A 19,657-nucleotide genomic window follows, 5' to 3' on the forward strand; every position below is an offset into this window, starting at 1 on the left:
CGCCCAGGAGCTGGTCCGCGGCCTGCCGCCGTCCGAGGTGCACGCCGAGGTCCTCACCCACGCCGCCGCGTGGGGCATGCTGCACAGCCCCGGCGCCGAGACCCTCGCCGCCGCCGAGCGCGCCGTCGAGTACGCGCAGATGGTCGGCGCCGTCGAGACCGAGCTGCACGCCCGCCTGATCCTCGGCGGCCTCCTCGTCGACTCCGGCGATGTGGAGCGCGGCCTCGCCGAGATGTACGCCGCCCGCGACCGCTCCATGGCGCTCGGCCTCATCGCCCGTATCAACAACGTGAACGTGAACCTGCCCTCCACACTGGAGAGCGTCGGCCGCTCCGAGGAAGCCGTCCGCGTCGCCGACGAGGGCATCGAGCTGTGCCGCCGCTACGGCCTCACCGACACCAAGGGCTGGGTCCGCGCGAACAAGGCGGAGTCGCTGATCTCCCTCGGCCGCTGGGACGAGGCCGTCAAGGCCGCCGAGTGGACCCGCCGCTCCGCGCAGAGCGACAAGCCGATGGCCGGAGCCTGCGCGCACCTCGCCACCGTCGCCCTCGGCCGCGGCGCCGTGCAGGAGGCGGCCGCACACCTGGCCGCCGCCCACGAGCAGTACGGCACGCACGACCCGCAGCCGCAGCACACCCTGCCCGTCGTGCACCTCTCCCTCGGGCTCGCCGCCGCCCAGGGCCGCGTCCTCGACGCCCGCGCCGAGCTGGCCCGGCTCGTCGACGAGGGCCTGCCGCCCGCCGAGCACCGCTACATATGGCCGCTCCTGCGCACCGCCGCCATGGCCGAGGCCGACGCCCGCGGTCTGCCCGCCGGTGACGCGGGCCGCTCCGAGGCCGTCGAGCGGATCAGGGACGCCGCCAAGCACCAGGCCACCCCGGTCCCGGTCTGGCTCGGGTACGAACAGTGGGTGCGCTGCGAGCTGCTTCGCGCGGAGGACCGCGACACCGCGGACGACTGGTCCGCCACCGTCACCGCGTTCGAGACCCTCGGCCGCCCCTACGACCTGGCCCGGGTCCGGCTGCGGCTCGCCGAGTCCCTCCTCGTCGAGGCCGGGGAGGACGACCGCGACCGCGCCACCGAACTGCTCCGCCTGTCCGCCGCCGTCGCCGACCACCTCGGCGCCCGCCCGCTCGCCGAGTCCGTCGCCCTGCTCGCCCAGCGCGCCCGGCTCAGCCTGACCCGGGACGTGCCGCGCCGCAGCGCCCCGGCCGATCCCGCCGAGGAGTTCGGCCTCACCAGCCGCGAGCGCGACGTGCTGCGCCTGGTCACGGAGGGCCGCAGCAACCGCCAGATCGCGGAGCGGCTGTTCATCTCGCCGAAGACCGCGAGCGTCCACGTCTCGAACATCCTGGCCAAGCTGGGGGTGGCGGGCCGCGGTGAGGCGGCGGCCCTGGCCCACCGCCTGCACCTCTTCCCGACCGCCGCCACCCCTCCCGTACGCTGAACGGAAGGGCTCGGCCCGGCCACCCCTCTGGAGGCGCAGTGTTCAACATGTTCGAGGACCTGTTCGCGCCCGGCCGCAAGCACACCAACGACGAGCGCAAGCGCCTGGAACTGACCCGGGTCGACCTGAACGACGGCGACCCGGGCCGCGGCCCGATAGACCTCACGTCGGGCAAGGTCGTGGTGCGCGCACCCGAGGCCACCCCGGCCGAGGACGACGACAGCGACGAGGTCAGCTGACCTTCAGCTCCAGGATCCGGTCGTCACCGCTGCCCGGCGTACCGCGGGTGTCCGTCTCGCTCGTGACGAGCCACAGCTTGTCGCCGCCCGCCGCGACGACGGTGCGCAGCCGCCCGTACTTCCCGTTCAGGAAGTCCTGCGGGTCGTGCGCCGCCTTCGCCCCGTCCAGCGGGATCCGCCACAGCCGCTCGCCCCTCAGCCCCGCCATCCAGATCGAGCCCTTCGCGTACGCGATGCCGCTGGGGGAGGCGTCCTGGGTGTGCCACTGGGCGATCGGGTCGTGGTACCCGGAGTCACCGCTCTTCCCCTCGGCGTCGGGCCACCCGTAGTTGTCGCCCGCCACGATGTGGTTCAGCTCGTCCCAGGTGTCCTGCCCGAACTCCGAGGCCCACAGCCGCTTGTCCTCGTCCCAGGCGAGACCCTGAACATTGCGGTGGCCGTACGAGTACACGGGGGAGTCGCCGAACGGATTGCCCGGGGCGGGCTCGCCCTCCGGCGTCAGCCGCAGGATCTTGCCGCCCGTGGACTTCTTGTCCTGCGCCAGCTCCGTCCGGTACGTCTCGCCCGTCCCCACGTACAGCAGCCCGTCGGGGCCGAACGCGATCCGCCCGCCGTTGTGGTTCGTCCCCTTCGGAATGCCCTTGAACACCGTGTCGGGTGCGCCCAGTTGCTCACCGGACGGCTTCTTCTCGTCGTACTGCATCCGCGCGACGCGGTTGTCCGACGCCGTCGTGAAGTACGCGTAGACCATGTGGTCCGAGGCGTACGCGGGGGAGAGCGCGAGGCCGAGCAGTCCGCCCTCGCCGCCCGGGGCGACCCCGGGCACCGCACCCAGCTCGGTCTTCTTGCCGGTCTCCGTGTCGACCCGGATGATCGTCCCCTCGTCGCGCGAGGAGACGAGCAGGTCCTTCTCGGGCAGCGGGGCCAGGCCCCACGGCGACTTGAGGTCCTCGGTGACCGTGCGCACCACGCTCACCGACCCCTTGGCCGGCGGCACGTCGCCCGCCCGGGGCGAGGCGGACCCCGAACCGCCCGAGCCGCCCGAACTCGGCGCGGACGTCGCGCGCTTCGGCGGGTCCCCTCCGTCCTCCGAGGAGCAGCCGGCCGTGAACAGGAGCGCGGCACAGGCCACGACGGCCAACGACGGCCGTACAGCGGGACTTCGCACGATCAGGATCCCTTCGACGCGGGCCTCTACTCTGCCTCACGCACGCCGTCAGTCCCAGGACCCCTGGGCCGGTGGCAGTGCCGCGATCTCCGCCAAGTCCTGCTCGGTGAGCCGCAGTTCGGCCGCCCCCGCGTTCTCCCGCGCCCACCGCTCGTGCTTGGCGCCGGGCACCGGCACGACGCCGCGCCCGCGCGCGAGGACCCAGGCGAGAGCCACCTGCGCCGGGGTCACGTCCTGCCCGTGCCGGGCCGCGACCCGGCGCAGGCCCACCACGACCGGCTGGTTCGCCGCCATCATCTCGGCGGTGAAACGGGGTGCCGGGCGCGCACGTCGTCCGGCTCGAAGCCCTCGCCCGGCGTCAGCGTCCCGGACAGGAACCCGTTGCCCAGCGGCATCGCCGCCAGGAACCCGACGCCGCGCGCCTCGCACCACGGCAGCAGCGCGGCCAGCGGCTCGGGCGACCACACGGACAGCTCGGCCATCACCGAACTCACCGGGAAGACCTGCTGGACGCGCTCCAGTTGGCGGATCGTTCCGGCATGCAACGCGGACCGCTCCCCGCGCCGCCCGGTCCGCGCGCCCACCGCGCACAGCCCCAGCGAGCGCACCTTGCCCGCGCTCACCAGCTCCGCCATCGCCCCCCACGTCTCCTCGACGGGCACCTCGGGGTCGGCGCGGTGCAGCTGGTACAGGTCGATGACGTCCGTCTGGAGCCGCCGCAGCGACGCGTCACAGGCCCGCTTCACGTATCCCGGGCGGCCGTTGGCGACGATGTGCTGCTCACCGACGAGCAGCCCCACCTTCGTCGACACGAACGCGTCCGCCCGCCGCTCCTTCAGGACCCGGCCGAGCAGCAGCTCATTGGTGAAGGGCCCGTACATGTCCGCGGTGTCCAGGAGCGAACAGCCCCGGTCCAACGCGGCGTGCACGGTCCGCACGGACTCTTCCCCGCGCTGTCTCGATCCGGTGTACGCCCAGCTCATCGGCATGCATCCGAGCCCGACGGCCCCCACCTCGAGCGCCGCCGCGCCGATCGCCTTGCGCTCCACCTGCCCGTGACCCTCCCTGGCCCCACTTGTCTGGGGCCTACAACCTAACCTCTGCGCCCCGACGGGTCTGACATAGCCTCCTGACCATGACTGGTGATGTATGGCTGCCCTTCCGAGCCGACGAGATCCCTGGCCTGCCCGACGGGCTCGACTACCGCTTCTGGAACGGTGAGCCGGACTTTCCCGCCGACCCGGCCGACTGCGCGTACTACGTCGTCCCCTACATGAAGCCGCCGGGCGTCGGCGTGCGCCCGCTGGAGCGGATGACGTCCGTCCGCGCGGTGCAGACGCTCTCCGCGGGCGTCGACCACGTACAGGCCGGGCTCAAGTACCTGGCTCCCGGTGTCCAGTTGTGCAACGCGCGCGGCGTCCACGACGCCAGCACCGCCGAGCTCGCGCTCACCCTGATCCTCGCCTCCCTGCGCGGCATCCCCGACTTCGTCCGCGGCCAGGACCGCGGCGAATGGCGCTCCGGATTCCGGCCCGCGCTCGCCGACAAGACCGTCCTCATCGTCGGCTACGGCGCCATCGGCTCGGCCGTCGAGGACCGGCTCACGCCCTTCGAGGTCGCGCGGGTGGTGCGCGTCGCACGCTCCGCACGCACGACGGAGCGCGGCCCGGTGCACCCGCTCACCGACCTGCCGGGGCTGCTGCCCGAGGCCGATGTCGTCGTCCTCGTCACCCCGCTCACGGAGGGCACCCGCCACCTCGCGGACGCCGACTTCCTCGCCCGCATGAAGGACGGGGCGCTGCTCGTGAACGTCGGCCGCGGCCCCGTCGTCGACACCAAGGCGCTCCTCGCCGAGCTCGACAGCGGCCGCCTCACCGCCGCTCTCGATGTCACCGATCCCGAACCGCTGCCCCAGGAGCATCCGTTGTGGCAGGCTCCAGGGGTACTCATCAGCCCGCACGTCGGCGGCCCCACATCCGCCTTCCTGCCGCGGGCCAAGCGTCTGCTGGCCGCCCAGCTCACCCGGTTCGCGGCCGGACAGCCGCTCGACAACGTCGTGCTCACCACCAGCTGACCGACGTCACTTCGGCCCCACGGTCAACTCCCGTGCGGCCGCTCGCCGTTGGACGCGCACGCTCCGCTCCCGTCCGACTGCACCGCGTGCCTACATAGCCGCTGGTCGTCACGGAGAGTAGAGGAACTATGTCCCTGAGTGACGAGACTGGTGTATCGTCCCGACTGGGGCAGCGCCGCTCATTCAGTACGCGGCGCGGGGATGAGTGACGGACTGCGAGGGGGGCGACGGGCGATGCACGGCCTATGGGCGAACGATCCGACGCGGCGGGGCCGCCGACGGCTGTCTTGTACAGCGGCCCACGCACCGATGCACAGGCGAAGGCCCGGCTGCCACAGAAGTCATGCGCACCACAGCGGCGCCCGCGCCGGCCGCAGGAGGCATCCGCACACCGGGCGGGGCAAGCAGGACACGGGGGCTGCCCGACGGACCGAGGCGGCCCGGTGACCACCCAACCGACGCCGACCGCCCCGGGCGGTGCGCTGCGAGTGATGCGCCACAGCGGCGCCGTCCCCGCCCGCGCCCCCGAGCGCGGCGGCGTGGGACCGCAGGTGGTGCTCGCCCTGCTGTGCGGTGGATACGCGACAGGGTCCGCCCTCGGCTGGGGGAGCGAAGAACTCGCCCTGTTCATGGGTGATTTCGGCCTGAGCGTCGCCGCCCTGACCGCCGCCGCCTCCAACTTCCTGTACGCGCGCAGCAGCCGCAGCCGTTTTCGACCCGCCTGGCTCCTCTTCGCGCTCTCCTCCCTCATGGCGGCGCTCGGTAACGGAGTGTGGGGCTGGTACGAGGTCGTCCTGCGCGCCCCCGTCCCGAGCCCGAGCTTCGCCGACCTGTTCTTCCTCTGCTTCGCGCCACCCGCGATCATCGGGCTCCTCGTGCTCGCCAAGCGGCCGGTGACGAAGGCCGGCTGGATCTGCCTCGCGCTCGACGCGTGGCTCATCGCCGGGTCCCTGATCACCCTCTCCTGGAGCCTCGCCCTCGCGCACACCGCCGAGTTCGAGGGACAGAGCGTCACGCGCACCGCGCTCTCGCTCGCCTACCCCCTGCTCGACATCGCCCTGGTGAGCATGGTCCTCGCGCTGCACTTCCGGCGCTCGCCCGGCAGCCGCACCGCGGTGAACACGGCGATCGGCGCGCTCGCCCTCACCGTGATGTGCGACGCCCTGTTCACCTCGCCGCTGCTGCACGCCAGTTACCGCTCCGGCGAGATCCTCGACGCGGGCTGGTTCGCCGGATCGCTGCTGCTCGCCTACGCGCCCTGGGTGGGTGCCCGGCGCGGCGTACGCCCGTACGACCAGGGCCCGCTGCCCGTCGGCCGCTACCAGGTCAGCCACACCCGCCCGATCTCCGGCTCGCTCGCCGCGCTCACGCCCTATCTGGCGGCGGCGGTCTGCACCCTGGGCATCCTCTACAACGTCCTGAACGGACACAGCGTCGACCGGGTCGTGCTCTTCACCGCCTGCACCGTCGTCCTGGCCCTCGTGGTGCGCCAGGGCATCATGCTCCTCGACAACATCACGCTCACCCAGGAGCTGGCGCAGAAGGAGAACCACTTCCGGTCCCTGGTCCAGGGCTCCAGCGACGTCATCATGATCGCCGCGCCGAACGGCATCCTGAGATACGTCAGCCCGGCCGCCGCCGGGGTCTACGGACGCGACGCGGAGGAGCTCGTCGGATCCGAGCTCGCCTCGATCATCCACCCCGAGGACCTCGGGCGGGTGGTGCACGAGGTACGCAGGTTCCTCGCCGCGAGCCAGATCGAGGAACCCACCACCCGTATCGAATGTCGCTTCCGGTCCGGCACCGGAGCCTGGCTGAACGTGGAGTCCACGATCAACCGCCACCACGGCGGCCTGATCCTCAACAGCAGAGACGTCACCGAACGGGTACGCCTCCAGGCCCAGTTGCAGCACAACGCCGAGCACGACCCGCTCACCGACCTGCCCAACCGGGCACTGTTCACCAAGCGGGTCGGACAGGCCCTGACCGGACGACGGGCCACCGACCGGGGCACCGCCGTGCTCTTCATCGACCTCGACGGCTTCAAGCAGGTCAACGACACGATCGGCCACCAGGCGGGCGACGAACTGCTCGTGCAGGCGGCAAGAAGGCTGGCCGATTCCGTACGGTCCTCAGACACCGCGGCCCGTCTGGGCGGAGACGAGTTCGCGGCACTCATCGTCGGAGACGGCGGTCGGGACCACACCGCCCGCGAGCAGCACATCTACGAACTGGCCGACCGGCTGAGAGTCACGCTCTCCCAGCCCTACTCCATCGACGGACACGACGACGTGCGCGTCGCCGCCTCCATCGGCGTCGCCTTCGCCGAGCCCGATGTCGGCGCGGGCGAGCTGCTGCGCAACGCGGACCTGGCGATGTACCGCGCCAAGGCCGCCGGCAAGGGCCGCGTGGAGCTGTACGCGCCGCAGATGCAGGCCGACGTCGTACGGAAGGCGGAGCTGGCGACGCGGCTGCGCTCCGCGCTGCACGACGGGGAGTTCGCGCTCCTGCACCAGCCGGTCGTCTCGCTCGACGACGGCCGGATCACGGCGGTCGCCGCGCAGGCCCGCTGGCGCTCGGCGCAGGGCATCCTCTTCACGCCCGCCGAGTTCCTGCGCGTGGCCGACGACAGCGACCGCACCGCCGAGCTCGGGCGCTGGATGCTGGAGGAGGCCGTCGAGCAGGCCGCCGAGCGCGGACACAGCGGACACGCGACACCGGTCGCCGTACGGATCAGCGCCCGCAGGCTCCTCGACCGCGCGATGCCGCTGGGCTCCATCGAGGCCCTCCTGACGCGGCACGGGCTGCCGTCCGGCGCGCTCATCATCGAGCTGGCCGACAGCGACCCCCGGGTCCCGCTCGACGAACTGGAGCGGCGTCTGACGGCGCTGCGCCGACTCGGTGTCCGCATCGCCCTGGACGGATTCGGGAGTGGCTATGCGGCCATCACCGCGCTGCGCCGCCTCCCCGTCGACGTACTGAAACTGGACCGGTCGCTCGTCGAGGGCGTCGTCGAGTCCGCGCGGCTGCACAAGATCACCAGCGGGCTGCTCAGGATCGCCGGAGACCTCGGGCTCACCTCCGTGGCCGACGGCGTGGACCTGCCCGAGCAGGTGGTCGCGCTGCGCGCGATGGGGTGCACGCACGGACAGGGCATGGCGTTCTCCGGGCCGCTCGACGAGTACCGGCTGCGCCGCGCCCTGGCCTCCGGGGAGTACCCGGTGCCCATGGGTCCCGCCGAGCCGGTGTTCGCGGGCGCGCCCGCCCTGCGCTCACATAATGAGACTCCCGTCCCACCCACTTGACACGCACCGCGTGCCGGGGGGAGGGTCAATGCCATGCGCACCCGAATTCTCGTACTTGGAAAGCGCGTCGGCTGAAGCTGGGACGACCGATTTCACCATCGGAATCCCCGGCGACCGCACCCGGCGCGCTCCCCTCGCTTGCCTCACGGCACGAGGGGTTTTTTGTTGCACCGGTACAGGACGCGACCCGCAGCACACCTAGTAAGAACCCTGCACAACCCTCGCAAAAACCCTCAGCATCGAGAAGAGAATGCCGATGACCGAGCAGGCCACCGGGGCCCACCATCCGCAGCCGCGGCCCCGTTCCGGAGGACAGCAGTCCGCCCCCGTCGAGCGCGTCACGGGTGCGAAGTCCCTCATTCGCTCGCTTGAGGAGGTCGGGGTCGACACCGTATTCGGCATCCCCGGCGGCACGATCCTTCCCGCGTACGACCCGATGATGGACTCCAGCCGGGTGCGTCATGTGCTGGTCCGTCACGAGCAGGGCGCGGGGCACGCGGCCACCGGTTACGCACAGGCCACCGGCAAGGTCGGCGTCTGCATGGCGACCAGCGGCCCGGGTGCCACCAACCTGGTGACGCCGATCGCCGACGCGATGATGGACTCGGTGCCGCTCGTCGCGATCACCGGACAGGTCGTCTCCAAGTCGATCGGCACGGACGCCTTCCAGGAGGCGGACATCGTCGGCATCACCATGCCGATCACCAAGCACAGCTTCCTGGTCACCAAGGCCGAGGACATCCCGAAGGCGATCGCCGAGGCCTTCCACATCGCCTCGACCGGCCGCCCCGGCCCGGTCCTGGTGGACATTCCGAAGGACATCCTCCAGTCGCAGACGACGTTCTCCTGGCCCCCGCAGCAGGACCTGCCCGGCTACCGCCCCGTGACCAAGCCGCACGCCAAGCAGATCCGCGAGGCCGCGAAGCTGATCACGAACGCGAAGCGGCCCGTCCTGTACGTGGGCGGCGGCGTCATGAAGGCGCGCGCCACCGCGGAGTTGAAGGTCCTGGCCGAGCTCACCGGAGCGCCCGTCACCACCACCCTGATGGCGCTCGGCTCGTTCCCCGACAGCCACCCGCTGCACGTGGGAATGCCCGGCATGCACGGTGCGGTCACCGCCGTCACCGCGCTGCAGAAGGCCGACCTGATCGTCGCGCTCGGCGCCCGCTTCGACGACCGCGTCACCGGCAACCTGGACAGCTTCGCGCCGTTCGCCAAGATCGTGCACGCCGACATCGACCCGGCGGAGATCGGCAAGAACCGCGCCGCCGACGTGCCGATCGTCGGTGACGCCCGCGAGGTCATCGCCGACCTGATCCAGGCCGTCCAGAAGGAGCACAGCGACGGCCACCAGGGCGACTACAGCGCCTGGTGGAAGGACCTCAACCGCTGGCGCGACACCTATCCGCTCGGCTACGACCACCCCGAGGACGGGTCCCTGTCGCCGCAGCAGGTCATCGAGCGCATCGGCCAACTCGCCCCCGAGGACACGATCTTCGCCGCGGGCGTCGGCCAGCACCAGATGTGGGCCGCGCACTACATCCAGTACGAGAAGCCGGCCACGTGGCTCAACTCCGGCGGCGCCGGCACCATGGGCTACTCGGTGCCCGCCGCCATGGGCGCCAAGGCCGGGGCCGCGGACCGTACCGTCTGGGCGATCGACGGCGACGGCTGCTTCCAGATGACCAATCAGGAGCTCACCACCTGCGCCCTGAACAACATCCCGATCAAGGTCGCCATCATCAACAACGGCGCCCTCGGGATGGTCCGCCAGTGGCAGACGCTGTTCTACAACCAGCGCTACTCGAACACCGTCCTGCACGCGGGCCCCGACGGCGAGACCCCGCCCAACAAGGGCACGCGGGTCCCGGACTTCGTGAAGCTGTCCGAGGCCATGGGCTGCTACGCCATCCGCTGTGAGCGCCCCGAGGACCTCGACAAGTGCATCGAGGAGGCGAACTCGATCAACGACCGCCCGGTCGTGGTCGACTTCATCGTCCACGAGGACGCCATGGTGTGGCCGATGGTCGCCGCCGGCACCTCGAACGACGAGGTCATGGCAGCGCGCGGCGTCCGCCCCGACTTCGGCGACAACGAAGACGACTGAGAGCCGTCAGGAAGAGGGAACACGCACCATGTCCACCAAGCACACGCTCTCCGTCCTCGTCGAGAACAAGCCCGGTGTCCTCGCCCGGATCACCGCCCTGTTCTCGCGCCGCGGCTTCAACATCGACTCGCTCGCCGTCGGCATCACCGAGCACCCCGACATCTCACGCATCACCATCGTCGTGAACGTCGAGGACCTCCCGCTCGAACAGGTCACCAAGCAGCTCAACAAGCTGGTCAACGTCCTGAAGATCGTCGAGCTCGAGCAGGGCGCCGCCGTCCAGCGCGAGCTCGTCCTCGCCAAGGTCCGCGCCGACAACGAGACGCGCTCGCAGATCGTCGAGATCGTCCAGCTGTTCCGCGCCAAGACCGTCGACGTCTCACCCGAGGCCGTCACCATCGAGGCCACCGGATCGAGCGACAAGCTCGAGGCGATGCTCAAGATGCTGGAACCCTTCGGCATCAAGGAGCTCGTCCAGTCCGGGACGATCGCGATCGGCCGCGGCTCCCGCTCCATCACCGACCGGAGCCTGCGCGCCCTCGATCGCAGCGCGTAAGCCCCTTCGCGCCCCTCTCGCATAGCGAGACCTGAAAACTTTCCTTCCGCACCCCGCCGTACGGTGGGACGCAACACCAGCACACATAGGAGAACCCCAGTGGCCGAGCTGTTCTACGACGACGACGCTGACCTGTCCATCATCCAGAACCGCAAGGTCGCGGTGATCGGATACGGCTCCCAGGGTCACGCGCACGCGCTGTCCCTGCGCGACTCCGGCGTCGACGTGCGCGTCGGTCTGCACGAGGGCTCCAAGTCCAAGGCGAAGGCCGAGGAGCAGGGCCTGCGCGTGGTGACGCCGTCGGAGGCCGCGGCCGAGGCCGACGTCATCATGATCCTGGTGCCGGACCCGATCCAGGCCCAGGTCTACGAGGAGTCCATCAAGGACAACCTGAAGGACGGCGACGCGCTGTTCTTCGGTCACGGCCTCAACATCCGCTACGACTTCATCAAGCCCCCGGCCGGCGTGGACGTCTGCATGGTCGCCCCCAAGGGTCCGGGTCACCTCGTGCGCCGCCAGTACGAGGAGGGCCGCGGCGTTCCGTGCATCGCGGCCGTCGAGCAGGACGCCACGGGCAAGGCCTTCGAGCTGGCCCTCTCGTACGCCAAGGGCATCGGCGGCACCCGCGCCGGCGTCATCAAGACGACCTTCACCGAGGAGACCGAGACCGACCTCTTCGGCGAGCAGGCCGTTCTCTGTGGTGGCACCGCCGCCCTGGTGAAGGCCGGTTTCGAGACGCTGACCGAGGCCGGCTACCAGCCGGAGATCGCGTACTTCGAGTGCCTGCACGAGCTGAAGCTCATCGTGGACCTCATGTACGAGGGCGGCCTGGAGAAGATGCGCTGGTCGATCTCCGAGACCGCCGAGTGGGGCGACTACGTCACCGGTCCGCGGATCATCACCGACGCCACCAAGGCCGAGATGAAGAAGGTCCTCGCCGAGATCCAGGACGGCACCTTCGCCCGTAACTGGATGGACGAGTACCACTCGGGTCTGAAGAAGTACAACGAGTACAAGACCCAGGACGAGAACCACCTCCTGGAGACCACCGGCAAGGAGCTGCGCAAGCTCATGAGCTGGGTGGACAACGAGGAGGCGTAAGCCTCACGACAACGGGCCGCGGCATTCGCCGCGGCCCGTTGTCCATCCCGTCCAGCCACGGACGGGTGATCCTTCCGGGGAGGCGTAAGAGTGCCTCCCGTGCGCCACTACACTGCTGAACACATTCGCGTCGGGCCCACAGCGTCGTGCGTCTTTCACGCGGCTACCCACCTCCACCGCATGCGGCCGTCGGGACGGCCGTCCGCATTGGGACTTGTGAGGACTCACGTGAGCACTGCTGCCAACGGCAAACCCGTCGTACTCATCGCCGAAGAGCTGTCGCCGGCGACCGTCGACGCCCTGGGCCCGGACTTCGAGATCCGCCAGTGCAACGGCGCGGACCGCGCGGAGCTGCTGCCCGCCATCGCCGACGTCGACGCGATCCTGATCCGCTCGGCCACCAAGGTCGACGCCGAGGCGATCGCCGCCGCGAAGAAGCTGAAGGTCGTCGCACGAGCCGGCGTCGGCCTCGACAACGTCGACGTGTCCAGCGCCACCAAGGCCGGCGTCATGGTCGTCAACGCGCCGACCTCGAACATCGTCACCGCCGCCGAGCTCGCCTGCGGTCTGCTCCTCGCCACCGCCCGCAACATCCCGCAGGGCAGCCAGGCCCTCAAGGGCGGCGAGTGGAAGCGCTCCAAGTACACGGGCGTCGAGCTCGCCGAGAAGACGCTGGGCGTCGTGGGCCTGGGCCGCATCGGCGCCCTCGTCGCGCAGCGCATGTCCGCCTTCGGCATGAAGGTCGTCGCCTACGACCCGTACGTGCAGCCCGCGCGCGCCGCGCAGATGGGCGTGAAGGTCCTCTCGCTGGACGAGCTGCTCGAGGTCTCCGACTTCATCACCGTCCACCTCCCGAAGACCCCCGAGACCCTCGGTCTCATCGGCGACGAAGCGCTGCACAAGGTCAAGCCGACCGTGCGCATCGTGAACGCCGCCCGTGGTGGCATCGTCGACGAGGAAGCCCTGTACTCGGCGCTCAAGGAAGGCCGCGTCGCCGGCGCCGGCCTCGACGTGTACGCGAAGGAGCCCTGCACGGACTCCCCGCTCTTCCAGTTCGACCAGGTCGTCTGCACGCCGCACCTCGGTGCGTCGACGGACGAGGCGCAGGAGAAGGCCGGCATCGCCGTCGCCCGGTCCGTGCGGCTCGCCCTCGCCGGTGAGCTCGTGCCGGACGCGGTGAACGTCCAGGGCGGCGTCATCGCCGAGGACGTCAAGCCGGGGCTGCCGCTCGCCGAGCGGCTGGGCCGGATCTTCACCGCGCTCGCCGGTGAGGTCGCCGTGCGACTCGATGTCGAGGTGTACGGCGAGATCACCCAGCACGACGTGAAGGTGCTCGAACTGTCCGCCCTGAAGGGCGTGTTCGAGGACGTCGTCGACGAGACGGTCTCGTACGTGAACGCTCCGCTGTTCGCTCAGGAGCGCGGCGTCGAGGTGCGGCTGACGACGTCGAGCGAGTCGCCCGACCACCGCAACGTCGTCACCGTGCGCGGCACCCTCGGTGACGGTCAGGAAGTCTCGGTCTCCGGCACGCTCGCCGGTCCGAAGCACCTCCAGAAGATCGTCGCCGTCGGAGAGTACGACGTGGACCTCGCGCTCGCCGACCACATGGTCGTGCTGCGGTACGAGGACCGTCCGGGTGTCGTCGGCACCGTCGGTCGTGTCCTCGGCGAGTCCGGGATCAACATCGCCGGGATGCAGGTCGCTCGTGCGGACGTGGGCGGCGAGGCGCTGGCCGTGCTCACCGTCGACGACACCGTGCCGCAGGGCGTGCTGAACGAGCTGGCCGCGGAGATCGGTGCCACGTCGGCGCGTTCGGTGAATCTCGCCGACTGATTTCTCTTGATCCCCGTTCTGGCGTGCGGGGGTGGGGCCCGGGTGACCTTTCTGGTTGCCCGGGTCCTTTTGTGTGTGCCGCCTGGTGGGGGTGTCGGGGACGTGTCGGGGTACCTCCTCGGCCGGATGGGTCGTGTTGTTTCCGGACGACCGATGTCGGGCCCCCCGCGCTGTGTTCCTGCGGAGTCCTGCGGGGGTACCCCGACACGTCCCCTCGCGTCGTGGGCGGGTGCACCTGGCCGTCAGCGGAAGCCCAGGAACGGGTCCGTGCCCGTCAGTTCGCAGCTCGCCGCCCAGAGGCGCGCGGCCACTTCCTGGTCGGCCATGTGCGGGGGGACGGGCTCGCGCCGGGGCGCTCCGCGCAGGCCGAACACCCGCGGGCCCCAGAGCTGTCCGCCCTCCGCCTCCGGGTCGAGGACCGCTCGGACGATCGGCCGCGCTCCGGCCTCCTTGCCCTGGACCAGGAGCGCGGCGGGCAGGGCACGCAGCCGTGCGCCGGGGGTGGTCGTGTGGATCGAGGGGCGGGACGGGGTGAGCGCGTCCAGCGCGCCGCCCGGGTGTGCCACCAGGCTCTGTACGGTGCTGCCGATGGCGCGAAGGCGCAGGTCGAGCGCGAAGCCGAACATCATCTGTGCCAGCTTCGAGCGGCCGTAGGTGCGCTTGGGCGCGTAGGCCCGGGTCGACTGGAGGTCGTTCAGGTCGAGGCGTTCGGAGCGTGCCGCGAAGCTGCCCACCGTCACGACGCGGGCCGCCGGTGCCGCGCGCAGGAGCGGTGCCAGGCACTGGGTCAGCGCCACGTGGCCCAGGTGGTTCGTGCCGAACATCAGCTCGTTGCCGTCCTCCGTCTCTTGGCGCGGTGGGTCGTCCAGGGCCACACCCGCGTTGTGCACCACCGCGTCCAGGTGAGCGATGCCGCGTGCTTGTAGGTCTTCTGTCGTTCTCCTGAGGGAGGGGTGGTTCGCCAGGTTCAGGGGGATGTGCTGCACCCGCGCCCCGGGGATTCGGGTGCGCAGGGACGTCAGCGCCGCCTCCGCCTTCGCCTGGTTCCTGCTGCCCAGGACCACGGTGGCCCCTGCCGCCGCCAACTGTTCCGATACGAAGTAGCCGATGCCGGCATTGCCCCCGGTCACCAAGACCGTTGGGGGGTGGGGCGTGGGCTCGGAGGGTGGGTTGGGGGTGGGCTCGGAGGGTGGGTTGGGGGTGGGGGGCATGAGGTTGCTCCTTGGGGTGGGCTGTGGTGTTCCTTCAGGGTTGCTGTCTTCGCCGATATGTCGCCGACAAGGTTCCGACAAGGGCTGTTCAGGCGGCTCGTAGGCCTCGGCGGGCCAGGATCGCCGCTCCCGTCAGGACGATCACTCCGGCCACTCCCGCCGCGTGCATGCCCGACGTGAACGCCTCCCGTGCCGTCGACAGGAGTTCCGCACCCGCGCGGCCCGGCAGCGTGTGCGCCACCGCCAGAGCGCCGCCCAGCGTCTCGCGCGCCTGGTCGGGGGCCGAGGCGAGGTCGTGGCGGTAGACCGCCGTGCCGATCGAGCCGAGGACCGCCATGCCGAGCGCGCCGCCGAACTCCTGGCCCGTCTCCAGGAGCGACGAGGCCGCGCCCGCCTTCTCCGCGGGGGCCGCGCCGAGCGCCAGGTCGGTCAGCTGGGAGCCGACGATGACCGCGCCCGAGGCCAGAACTCCCGCCCCCGCCAAGGCGATCCAGAGCGAGTCGGTGTCGGTGAGGATCAGCAGTCCGTAGCCGGCCGCGATGGTCAGGAAGCCGACCGCGACGACGGTGCTCCGGTGCACACCGCGCTGGACCAGGACCGTGGCGATCGGTGCCGCGAAGCCGATGAGGACCGTGGGCAGCAGGGCCCACAACGCCGCCTCCAGCGCGCTCTTGCCGAGGACCGCCTGAAGGTACTGCGTCGTGAAGTACGCCGAACCCATCATCGCGAACGCCGAGATGAGGTTGAGGACCACCGCCGGGCCGAAGCCGCGGTGCCTGAACAGGTCCGGGGAGATCATCGGCGACGCGATCGTGCGCTGGCGGCGGACGAACAGTGCCGTGAAGACGAGGCCGGCGACGAGCGAGATCACGTACTCCGGAGCGAAGCCCTCGGACGGGATCTCCTTGATGCCGTAGACGAGCGGGAGCACCGCGGCCATCGAGAGCGGGACGCTCAGGACGTCGAAGCGGCCGGGGGCCGGATCCTTGAACTCGGGCAGCAGGACCGGGGCCAGGATCAGGAGCAGGGCCATCGCGGGCAGGTTCACCAGGAACACCGAGCCCCACCAGAAGTGCTCGACGAGGATGCCGCTCAGCACGGAGCCGAACGCTACGCCGCCGGTCATCACGCCGGTCCAGATCGCGATGGCCTTCGCGCGCTGTTCGGCGTCGTGGAACATGTTGCGGATCAGCGCCATCGTGGACGGCATGAGTGTCGCGCCGCCGACGCCCAGGACCGCGCGGGCCGCGATGAGCATCTCCGCGCTGTTCGCGTACGCCGCGCAGACCGAGGCCGCGCCGAACGCGACCGCGCCCGCCATGAGCAGCTTGCGGCGGCCGATGCGGTCGCCGAGCGAGCCCATCGTCATCAGCAGGCCGGCGAGCACGAACCCGTAGATGTCGAAGATCCACAGCTGCTGGGTGCCGGTCGGCTCCAGATCCGCGCTGATCGACGGGACCGCGAAGTAGAGGACCGAGACATCCATGGAGACGAGCAGGAGCGGGAGCATCAGGACCGCCATCGCGGTCCATTCCTTGCGCCCCGCACGGGAGTTGGTGGGGTCCTGGGGTTGCTGGGTGGTGCACGGCGAGTTCGTCATGACAGGGACTGTACGGATGTTTTACACGCTTGTATAGGACGAGTGTGTAAGACATCTGTCTGGATGGTGGGTAGGGTGGGGGCATGGGACATCGTGAGGATCTGCTCGAAGGCGCCAAGCGCTGCCTGCTGGAGAAGGGGTTCGTGCGCACCACCGCGCGCGACATCGTCAAGGAGTCGGGGACCAACCTGGCCTCCATCGGCTACCACTACGGCTCGAAGGACGCGCTGCTCGCGCAGGCCTACGTGTCACTCGCCGAGGAGGCGTCCGACGGGTGGGGCGAGGTCGGCGAGCTGCCGGGCGCGCCCGGCTCGGCCGAGCGGTTCCGCGCCGTGATGGCGGGGATCATCGGCACGCTCGGCCAACCCGGCTCCATCTGGCACCTGAGCGTGGAGCTGGTGGCCATGGGCGACAAGCTGCCGGCCCTGCGCGAGCACATGTCGGCGGCTCAGCGGGAGGCCGGGCGCGGGTTCATCGGTCTGATCATGGGCGAGGAGCCGCCCGCCGACGACCCGAGCGTGGACACCCTCGGCAAGTTCTTCTCGGTGCTGGTGCTCGGGCTCATCTCACAGCACACCTTCGACGCTGACTTCACGCCGAGCGCGGATGAACTCACCGAAGGTGTGAGGGAGTTGATGGTGACCTTCGCGAAGGGAGACAGGCCCTAAGGCGCCTGGAGTCGCGTCGCCTTCAGGGCCATGTGGAGGAGCAGCCGGTCCTCGCCCTCGTCCAGGTCGAGGCCCGTGAGCTGCTCCACCCGCGACAGGCGGTAGTAGAGCGTCTGGCGGTGGATGCCGAGGGCCGCCGCCGCGCGGCCCGCCTGGCCCGCGCAGTCGAGGAACACCTCGGCGGTCCGCGCCAGTTGGTGATGGGCCGGGGCCAGCAACGGTGTCACCGCCGGATCGTGGGCGGCCTCCGGCGGCAGCGCCGTCAGGAGGCGGTACGGGCCGATCGCCGACCACTGCGTGTCGGGGCCCAGGCGTGGGTCGGCCAGCGCCGCGCGGGCCGAGGCCGTCGCCTCGTGCCAGGCCGCCGTGAGTTCCGCCAGGTCCGCGCGTGGGGCTCCGATGCCCGCGGCCACCCCGGCGGCCCCGGCCCGCGCGCGCAGCTTCGCCGCCGCCGTCAGCGCGGGCGTCAGCACCTCCGCCGAGCGCAGTCGTACGAGGAGCGCCAGGGCCTGGCCCGTCGCACCCCACGGCACCAGGCAGAGCGCGTCCGCCGCCGCGATGGTCCGTACGGAAGGGGTGTCGTCCGGGTCCGCCGGGGAGGCCCTCCTCCCGGCCGGATCCGGGAGCCCGGCGACGGCCAGGGCGCGACGCAGACCACCGCGTGCAGACCGTCCGCCCGCGCGCCGAGCGCCGTGCGCAGCGCCGCCACCGCCATGTCCCGCTGCCAGCCGCGCTCCGCCGTGAGCACCGAGTGGAACTCCCGGGTCAGATCCGCGCCGGCCTGCGCCTCGTCGGCGAGCTGCGCCCCGATCCGGCCCGCCACCTCCATCGCCGCGTCGAGCTGCTCCTGCGTCGGGCCCGGATCGTCGTCCAGCAGCCATACGTAACCGAGGACGATGCCCCGGTGCCGGACCGGCAGGCAGATGCGGCCCCGGTAGACGCCCGCCTCCGGGGTCGCGGGGATGCGGACCGGCTCGGTCGCGCGGGCGATGCCGAACCCCTCGAACCAGGCACGGACCGCCGGGGTGGAACCGCGCGTGAGGATCGAGCGGGTGCGGACCGGGTCCAGCGTCGACGCGTCGAAATCGGAGTCGGCGTCCGTGTCGCTGAGCTGCGCGCCGAACGCGATGAGCCGGAAGTCCCGGTTCTCCAGCGTCGCGGGCGCGCCGAGCAGCGCCGAGATCTCGTCGACCAGTTCCTGGTAGTCGCCCTTCACCCCGCCATTCTCGCGCACCTCACGCGTCACTTCATACAGATGTCTGAGGTGGCGGCCACAGATGCGTGACAGCTGTCGATGGCACAGGATCGGAGGGATCCTTAGATTTCACGGTGGTTCTCCGTGCTGTTCCCGTAAAGCACGGATTGTGGCCCTATATGAACGTTCACCACTCCTGCTCCTTTGGAGGTGCCCCGTGCTGGCTCCCCTGATCCTCGCCGCGTCGCGCAGCGACAAGATGCGCGCTTTCGTGTCGGCGGCGCCGGGCACCAAGCAGGTCGTCGACCGGTTCATCGCCGGTGAGACGGTCGACCAGGTGATCCCGATCGTGCGGGACGCCACGGACAAGGGGCTCGAAGTCACCCTCGACGTCGTCGGCGAGGACATCACCACCGTCGAGCAGTCGCACGCCGCCCGCGACGCCTACCTGGAGCTGATCGGCCGTCTCAAGGACCTCGGCCTCGGTGCCAAGGCCGAGATGTCCGTGAAGCTGTCGATGTTCGGACAGGCGCTGGAGGGCGGCCACGAGCTCGCCCTCGCCAACGTCCGGCCCGTCGTCGAGGCCGCCGCCGAGATCGGCACGACCGTCACGCTCGACGCCGAGGACCACACCACCCTCGACTCGATGTTCGCCATCCACGAGGAGCTGCGGAAGGACTTCCCGCAGACCGGCTGCGTCATCCAGTCCTACCTCTTCCGCACCGAGGACGACGCCCGCCGTCTGGCCGCCGCCGGCAGCCGCGTCCGGATCGTGAAGGGCGCCTACAAGGAGCCCGCCGAGGTCGCGTACCAGGACAAGGCCGAGATCGACAAGGCGTACGTGCGCATCACGCGCATCCTCATGGAGGGCGACGGGTACCCGATGATCGGGTCCCACGACCCCCGCCTGATCTCCATCGCGCAGGAGCTCGCCCGCAAGGCCGGGCGCAAGCTGGACGAGTACGAGTTCCAGATGCTGTACGGGATCCGCAGCGACGAGCACGTGCGGCTCGCCGCCGAGGGTCACCGGATGCGTGTCTACACCGCGTACGGCACCGACTGGTACGGATACTTCATGCGCCGCCTCGCGGAGAAGCCGGCCAACCTGCTCTTCTTCGCCCGCTCGATCCTCACCAAGGGCTGAGCCCACCCC

Annotated in this window: 13 protein-coding genes and 2 pseudogenes; 10 read left to right on the forward strand and 5 right to left on the reverse strand. The window is 70.8% G+C overall.

Annotated elements, in window-relative coordinates; translation table 11 throughout:
* The first annotated feature begins 781 nt into the window (after nucleotides 1–781).
* Nucleotides 782–1,447 carry a helix-turn-helix domain-containing protein gene (locus V2W30_RS41665; RefSeq protein WP_425244705.1) on the forward strand — a complete coding sequence of 222 codons (666 nt, stop codon included), beginning with the start codon at nucleotides 782–784 and terminating at the stop codon, nucleotides 1,445–1,447.
* A 47-nt stretch (nucleotides 1,448–1,494) separates the two neighbouring features.
* A complete protein-coding gene (locus tag V2W30_RS28000) occupies nucleotides 1,495–1,686 on the forward strand; it encodes a DUF6191 domain-containing protein (RefSeq protein WP_425244608.1) in 192 nt (63 codons plus the stop codon).
* Here V2W30_RS28000 and V2W30_RS28005 read toward each other — a convergent pair.
* Together V2W30_RS28005 and V2W30_RS28010 are read right to left on the reverse strand one after the other, a co-directional pair.
* Complete coding sequence (locus V2W30_RS28005; RefSeq protein WP_425244706.1) at nucleotides 1,679–2,860, reverse strand: PQQ-dependent sugar dehydrogenase; 1,182 nt, start codon at nucleotides 2,858–2,860, stop codon at nucleotides 1,679–1,681. The two genes, V2W30_RS28000 and V2W30_RS28005, sit on opposite strands and share 8 nt — an antisense overlap.
* Before the next feature lie 42 nt (nucleotides 2,861–2,902).
* Nucleotides 2,903–3,903 (reverse strand): annotated as a pseudogene (locus V2W30_RS28010) (aldo/keto reductase).
* Nucleotides 3,904–3,989: 86 nt separating this feature from the next.
* Between V2W30_RS28010 and V2W30_RS28015 the strand changes: the two are divergent.
* The 6 genes from V2W30_RS28015 (at nucleotide 3,990) to serA (ending at nucleotide 13,830) form a co-directional block, all read left to right on the forward strand.
* Nucleotides 3,990–4,928, forward strand: a complete 939-nt coding sequence (locus V2W30_RS28015) for a 2-hydroxyacid dehydrogenase (RefSeq protein WP_338700834.1) — start codon at nucleotides 3,990–3,992, stop codon at nucleotides 4,926–4,928.
* 491 nt (nucleotides 4,929–5,419) lie between these two features.
* Nucleotides 5,420–8,233, forward strand: a complete 2,814-nt coding sequence (locus V2W30_RS28020; protein ID WP_338703786.1) for a putative bifunctional diguanylate cyclase/phosphodiesterase — start codon at nucleotides 5,420–5,422, stop codon at nucleotides 8,231–8,233.
* 256 nt (nucleotides 8,234–8,489) lie between these two features.
* Complete coding sequence (locus V2W30_RS28025) at nucleotides 8,490–10,340, forward strand: acetolactate synthase large subunit (RefSeq protein WP_338700836.1); 1,851 nt, start codon at nucleotides 8,490–8,492, stop codon at nucleotides 10,338–10,340.
* A gap of 28 nt (nucleotides 10,341–10,368) precedes the next feature.
* A complete protein-coding gene (gene ilvN / locus V2W30_RS28030) occupies nucleotides 10,369–10,896 on the forward strand; it encodes an acetolactate synthase small subunit (RefSeq protein ID WP_338700838.1) in 528 nt (175 codons plus the stop codon).
* A gap of 99 nt (nucleotides 10,897–10,995) precedes the next feature.
* Nucleotides 10,996–11,997 (forward strand): ketol-acid reductoisomerase, encoded by a 1,002-nt coding sequence (gene ilvC / locus V2W30_RS28035; RefSeq protein WP_338700840.1) that lies wholly within the window; start codon nucleotides 10,996–10,998, stop codon nucleotides 11,995–11,997.
* Nucleotides 11,998–12,225: 228 nt separating this feature from the next.
* Entirely contained in the window at nucleotides 12,226–13,830 is a 1,605-nt protein-coding gene (gene serA / locus V2W30_RS28040; RefSeq protein ID WP_338700842.1) for a phosphoglycerate dehydrogenase, read from the forward strand.
* Nucleotides 13,831–14,072: 242 nt separating this feature from the next.
* Here the strand turns inward: serA and V2W30_RS28045 are convergent, their stop codons facing one another.
* Together V2W30_RS28045 and V2W30_RS28050 are read right to left on the reverse strand one after the other, a co-directional pair.
* On the reverse strand, nucleotides 14,073–15,041 hold the full coding sequence (locus V2W30_RS28045) for an SDR family NAD(P)-dependent oxidoreductase (RefSeq protein WP_338700844.1): 969 nt from the start codon (nucleotides 15,039–15,041) through the stop codon (nucleotides 14,073–14,075).
* Between the two features lie 88 nt (nucleotides 15,042–15,129).
* Nucleotides 15,130–16,641: an MFS transporter gene (locus V2W30_RS28050; RefSeq protein ID WP_338700846.1), complete on the reverse strand. Its 1,512-nt coding sequence runs from the start codon at nucleotides 16,639–16,641 to the stop codon at nucleotides 15,130–15,132.
* Between the two features lie 83 nt (nucleotides 16,642–16,724).
* Here V2W30_RS28050 and V2W30_RS28055 point away from each other — a divergent pair, with 83 nt between their 5' ends.
* A complete protein-coding gene (locus V2W30_RS28055) occupies nucleotides 16,725–17,309 on the forward strand; it encodes a TetR/AcrR family transcriptional regulator (protein ID WP_338700847.1) in 585 nt (194 codons plus the stop codon).
* Here V2W30_RS28055 and V2W30_RS28060 read toward each other — a convergent pair.
* Nucleotides 17,306–18,543 (reverse strand): annotated as a pseudogene (locus tag V2W30_RS28060) (PucR family transcriptional regulator). The gene V2W30_RS28055 and the pseudogene V2W30_RS28060 sit on opposite strands and share 4 nt — an antisense overlap.
* A 178-nt stretch (nucleotides 18,544–18,721) precedes the next feature.
* Here V2W30_RS28060 and V2W30_RS28065 point away from each other — a divergent pair.
* Complete coding sequence (locus V2W30_RS28065) at nucleotides 18,722–19,648, forward strand: proline dehydrogenase family protein (protein ID WP_338700848.1); 927 nt, start codon at nucleotides 18,722–18,724, stop codon at nucleotides 19,646–19,648.
* Nucleotides 19,649–19,657: the final 9 nt, after the last annotated feature.

Source organism: Streptomyces sp. Q6 (assembly GCF_036967205.1).
Classification (GTDB): Bacteria; Actinomycetota; Actinomycetes; order Streptomycetales; family Streptomycetaceae; genus Streptomyces; species Streptomyces citrinus.

Bases quoted from the DNA above. Each gene is read 5' to 3' on its own strand.
- V2W30_RS41665 (WP_425244705.1), top strand. From the start codon at position 782: ATGGCCGAGGCCGACGCCCGCGGTCTGCCCGCCGGTGACGCGGGCCGC.
- V2W30_RS28000 (WP_425244608.1), top strand. From the start codon at position 1,495: ATGTTCGAGGACCTGTTCGCGCCCGGCCGCAAGCACACCAACGACGAG.
- V2W30_RS28015 (WP_338700834.1), top strand. From the start codon at position 3,990: ATGACTGGTGATGTATGGCTGCCCTTCCGAGCCGACGAGATCCCTGGC.
- V2W30_RS28020 (WP_338703786.1), top strand. From the start codon at position 5,420: ATGCGCCACAGCGGCGCCGTCCCCGCCCGCGCCCCCGAGCGCGGCGGC.
- V2W30_RS28025 (WP_338700836.1), top strand. From the start codon at position 8,490: ATGACCGAGCAGGCCACCGGGGCCCACCATCCGCAGCCGCGGCCCCGT.
- ilvN (WP_338700838.1), top strand. From the start codon at position 10,369: ATGTCCACCAAGCACACGCTCTCCGTCCTCGTCGAGAACAAGCCCGGT.
- V2W30_RS28045 (WP_338700844.1), bottom strand. From the start codon at position 15,041: ATGCCCCCCACCCCCAACCCACCCTCCGAGCCCACCCCCAACCCACCC.
- V2W30_RS28050 (WP_338700846.1), bottom strand. From the start codon at position 16,641: ATGACGAACTCGCCGTGCACCACCCAGCAACCCCAGGACCCCACCAAC.
- V2W30_RS28055 (WP_338700847.1), top strand. From the start codon at position 16,725: ATGGGACATCGTGAGGATCTGCTCGAAGGCGCCAAGCGCTGCCTGCTG.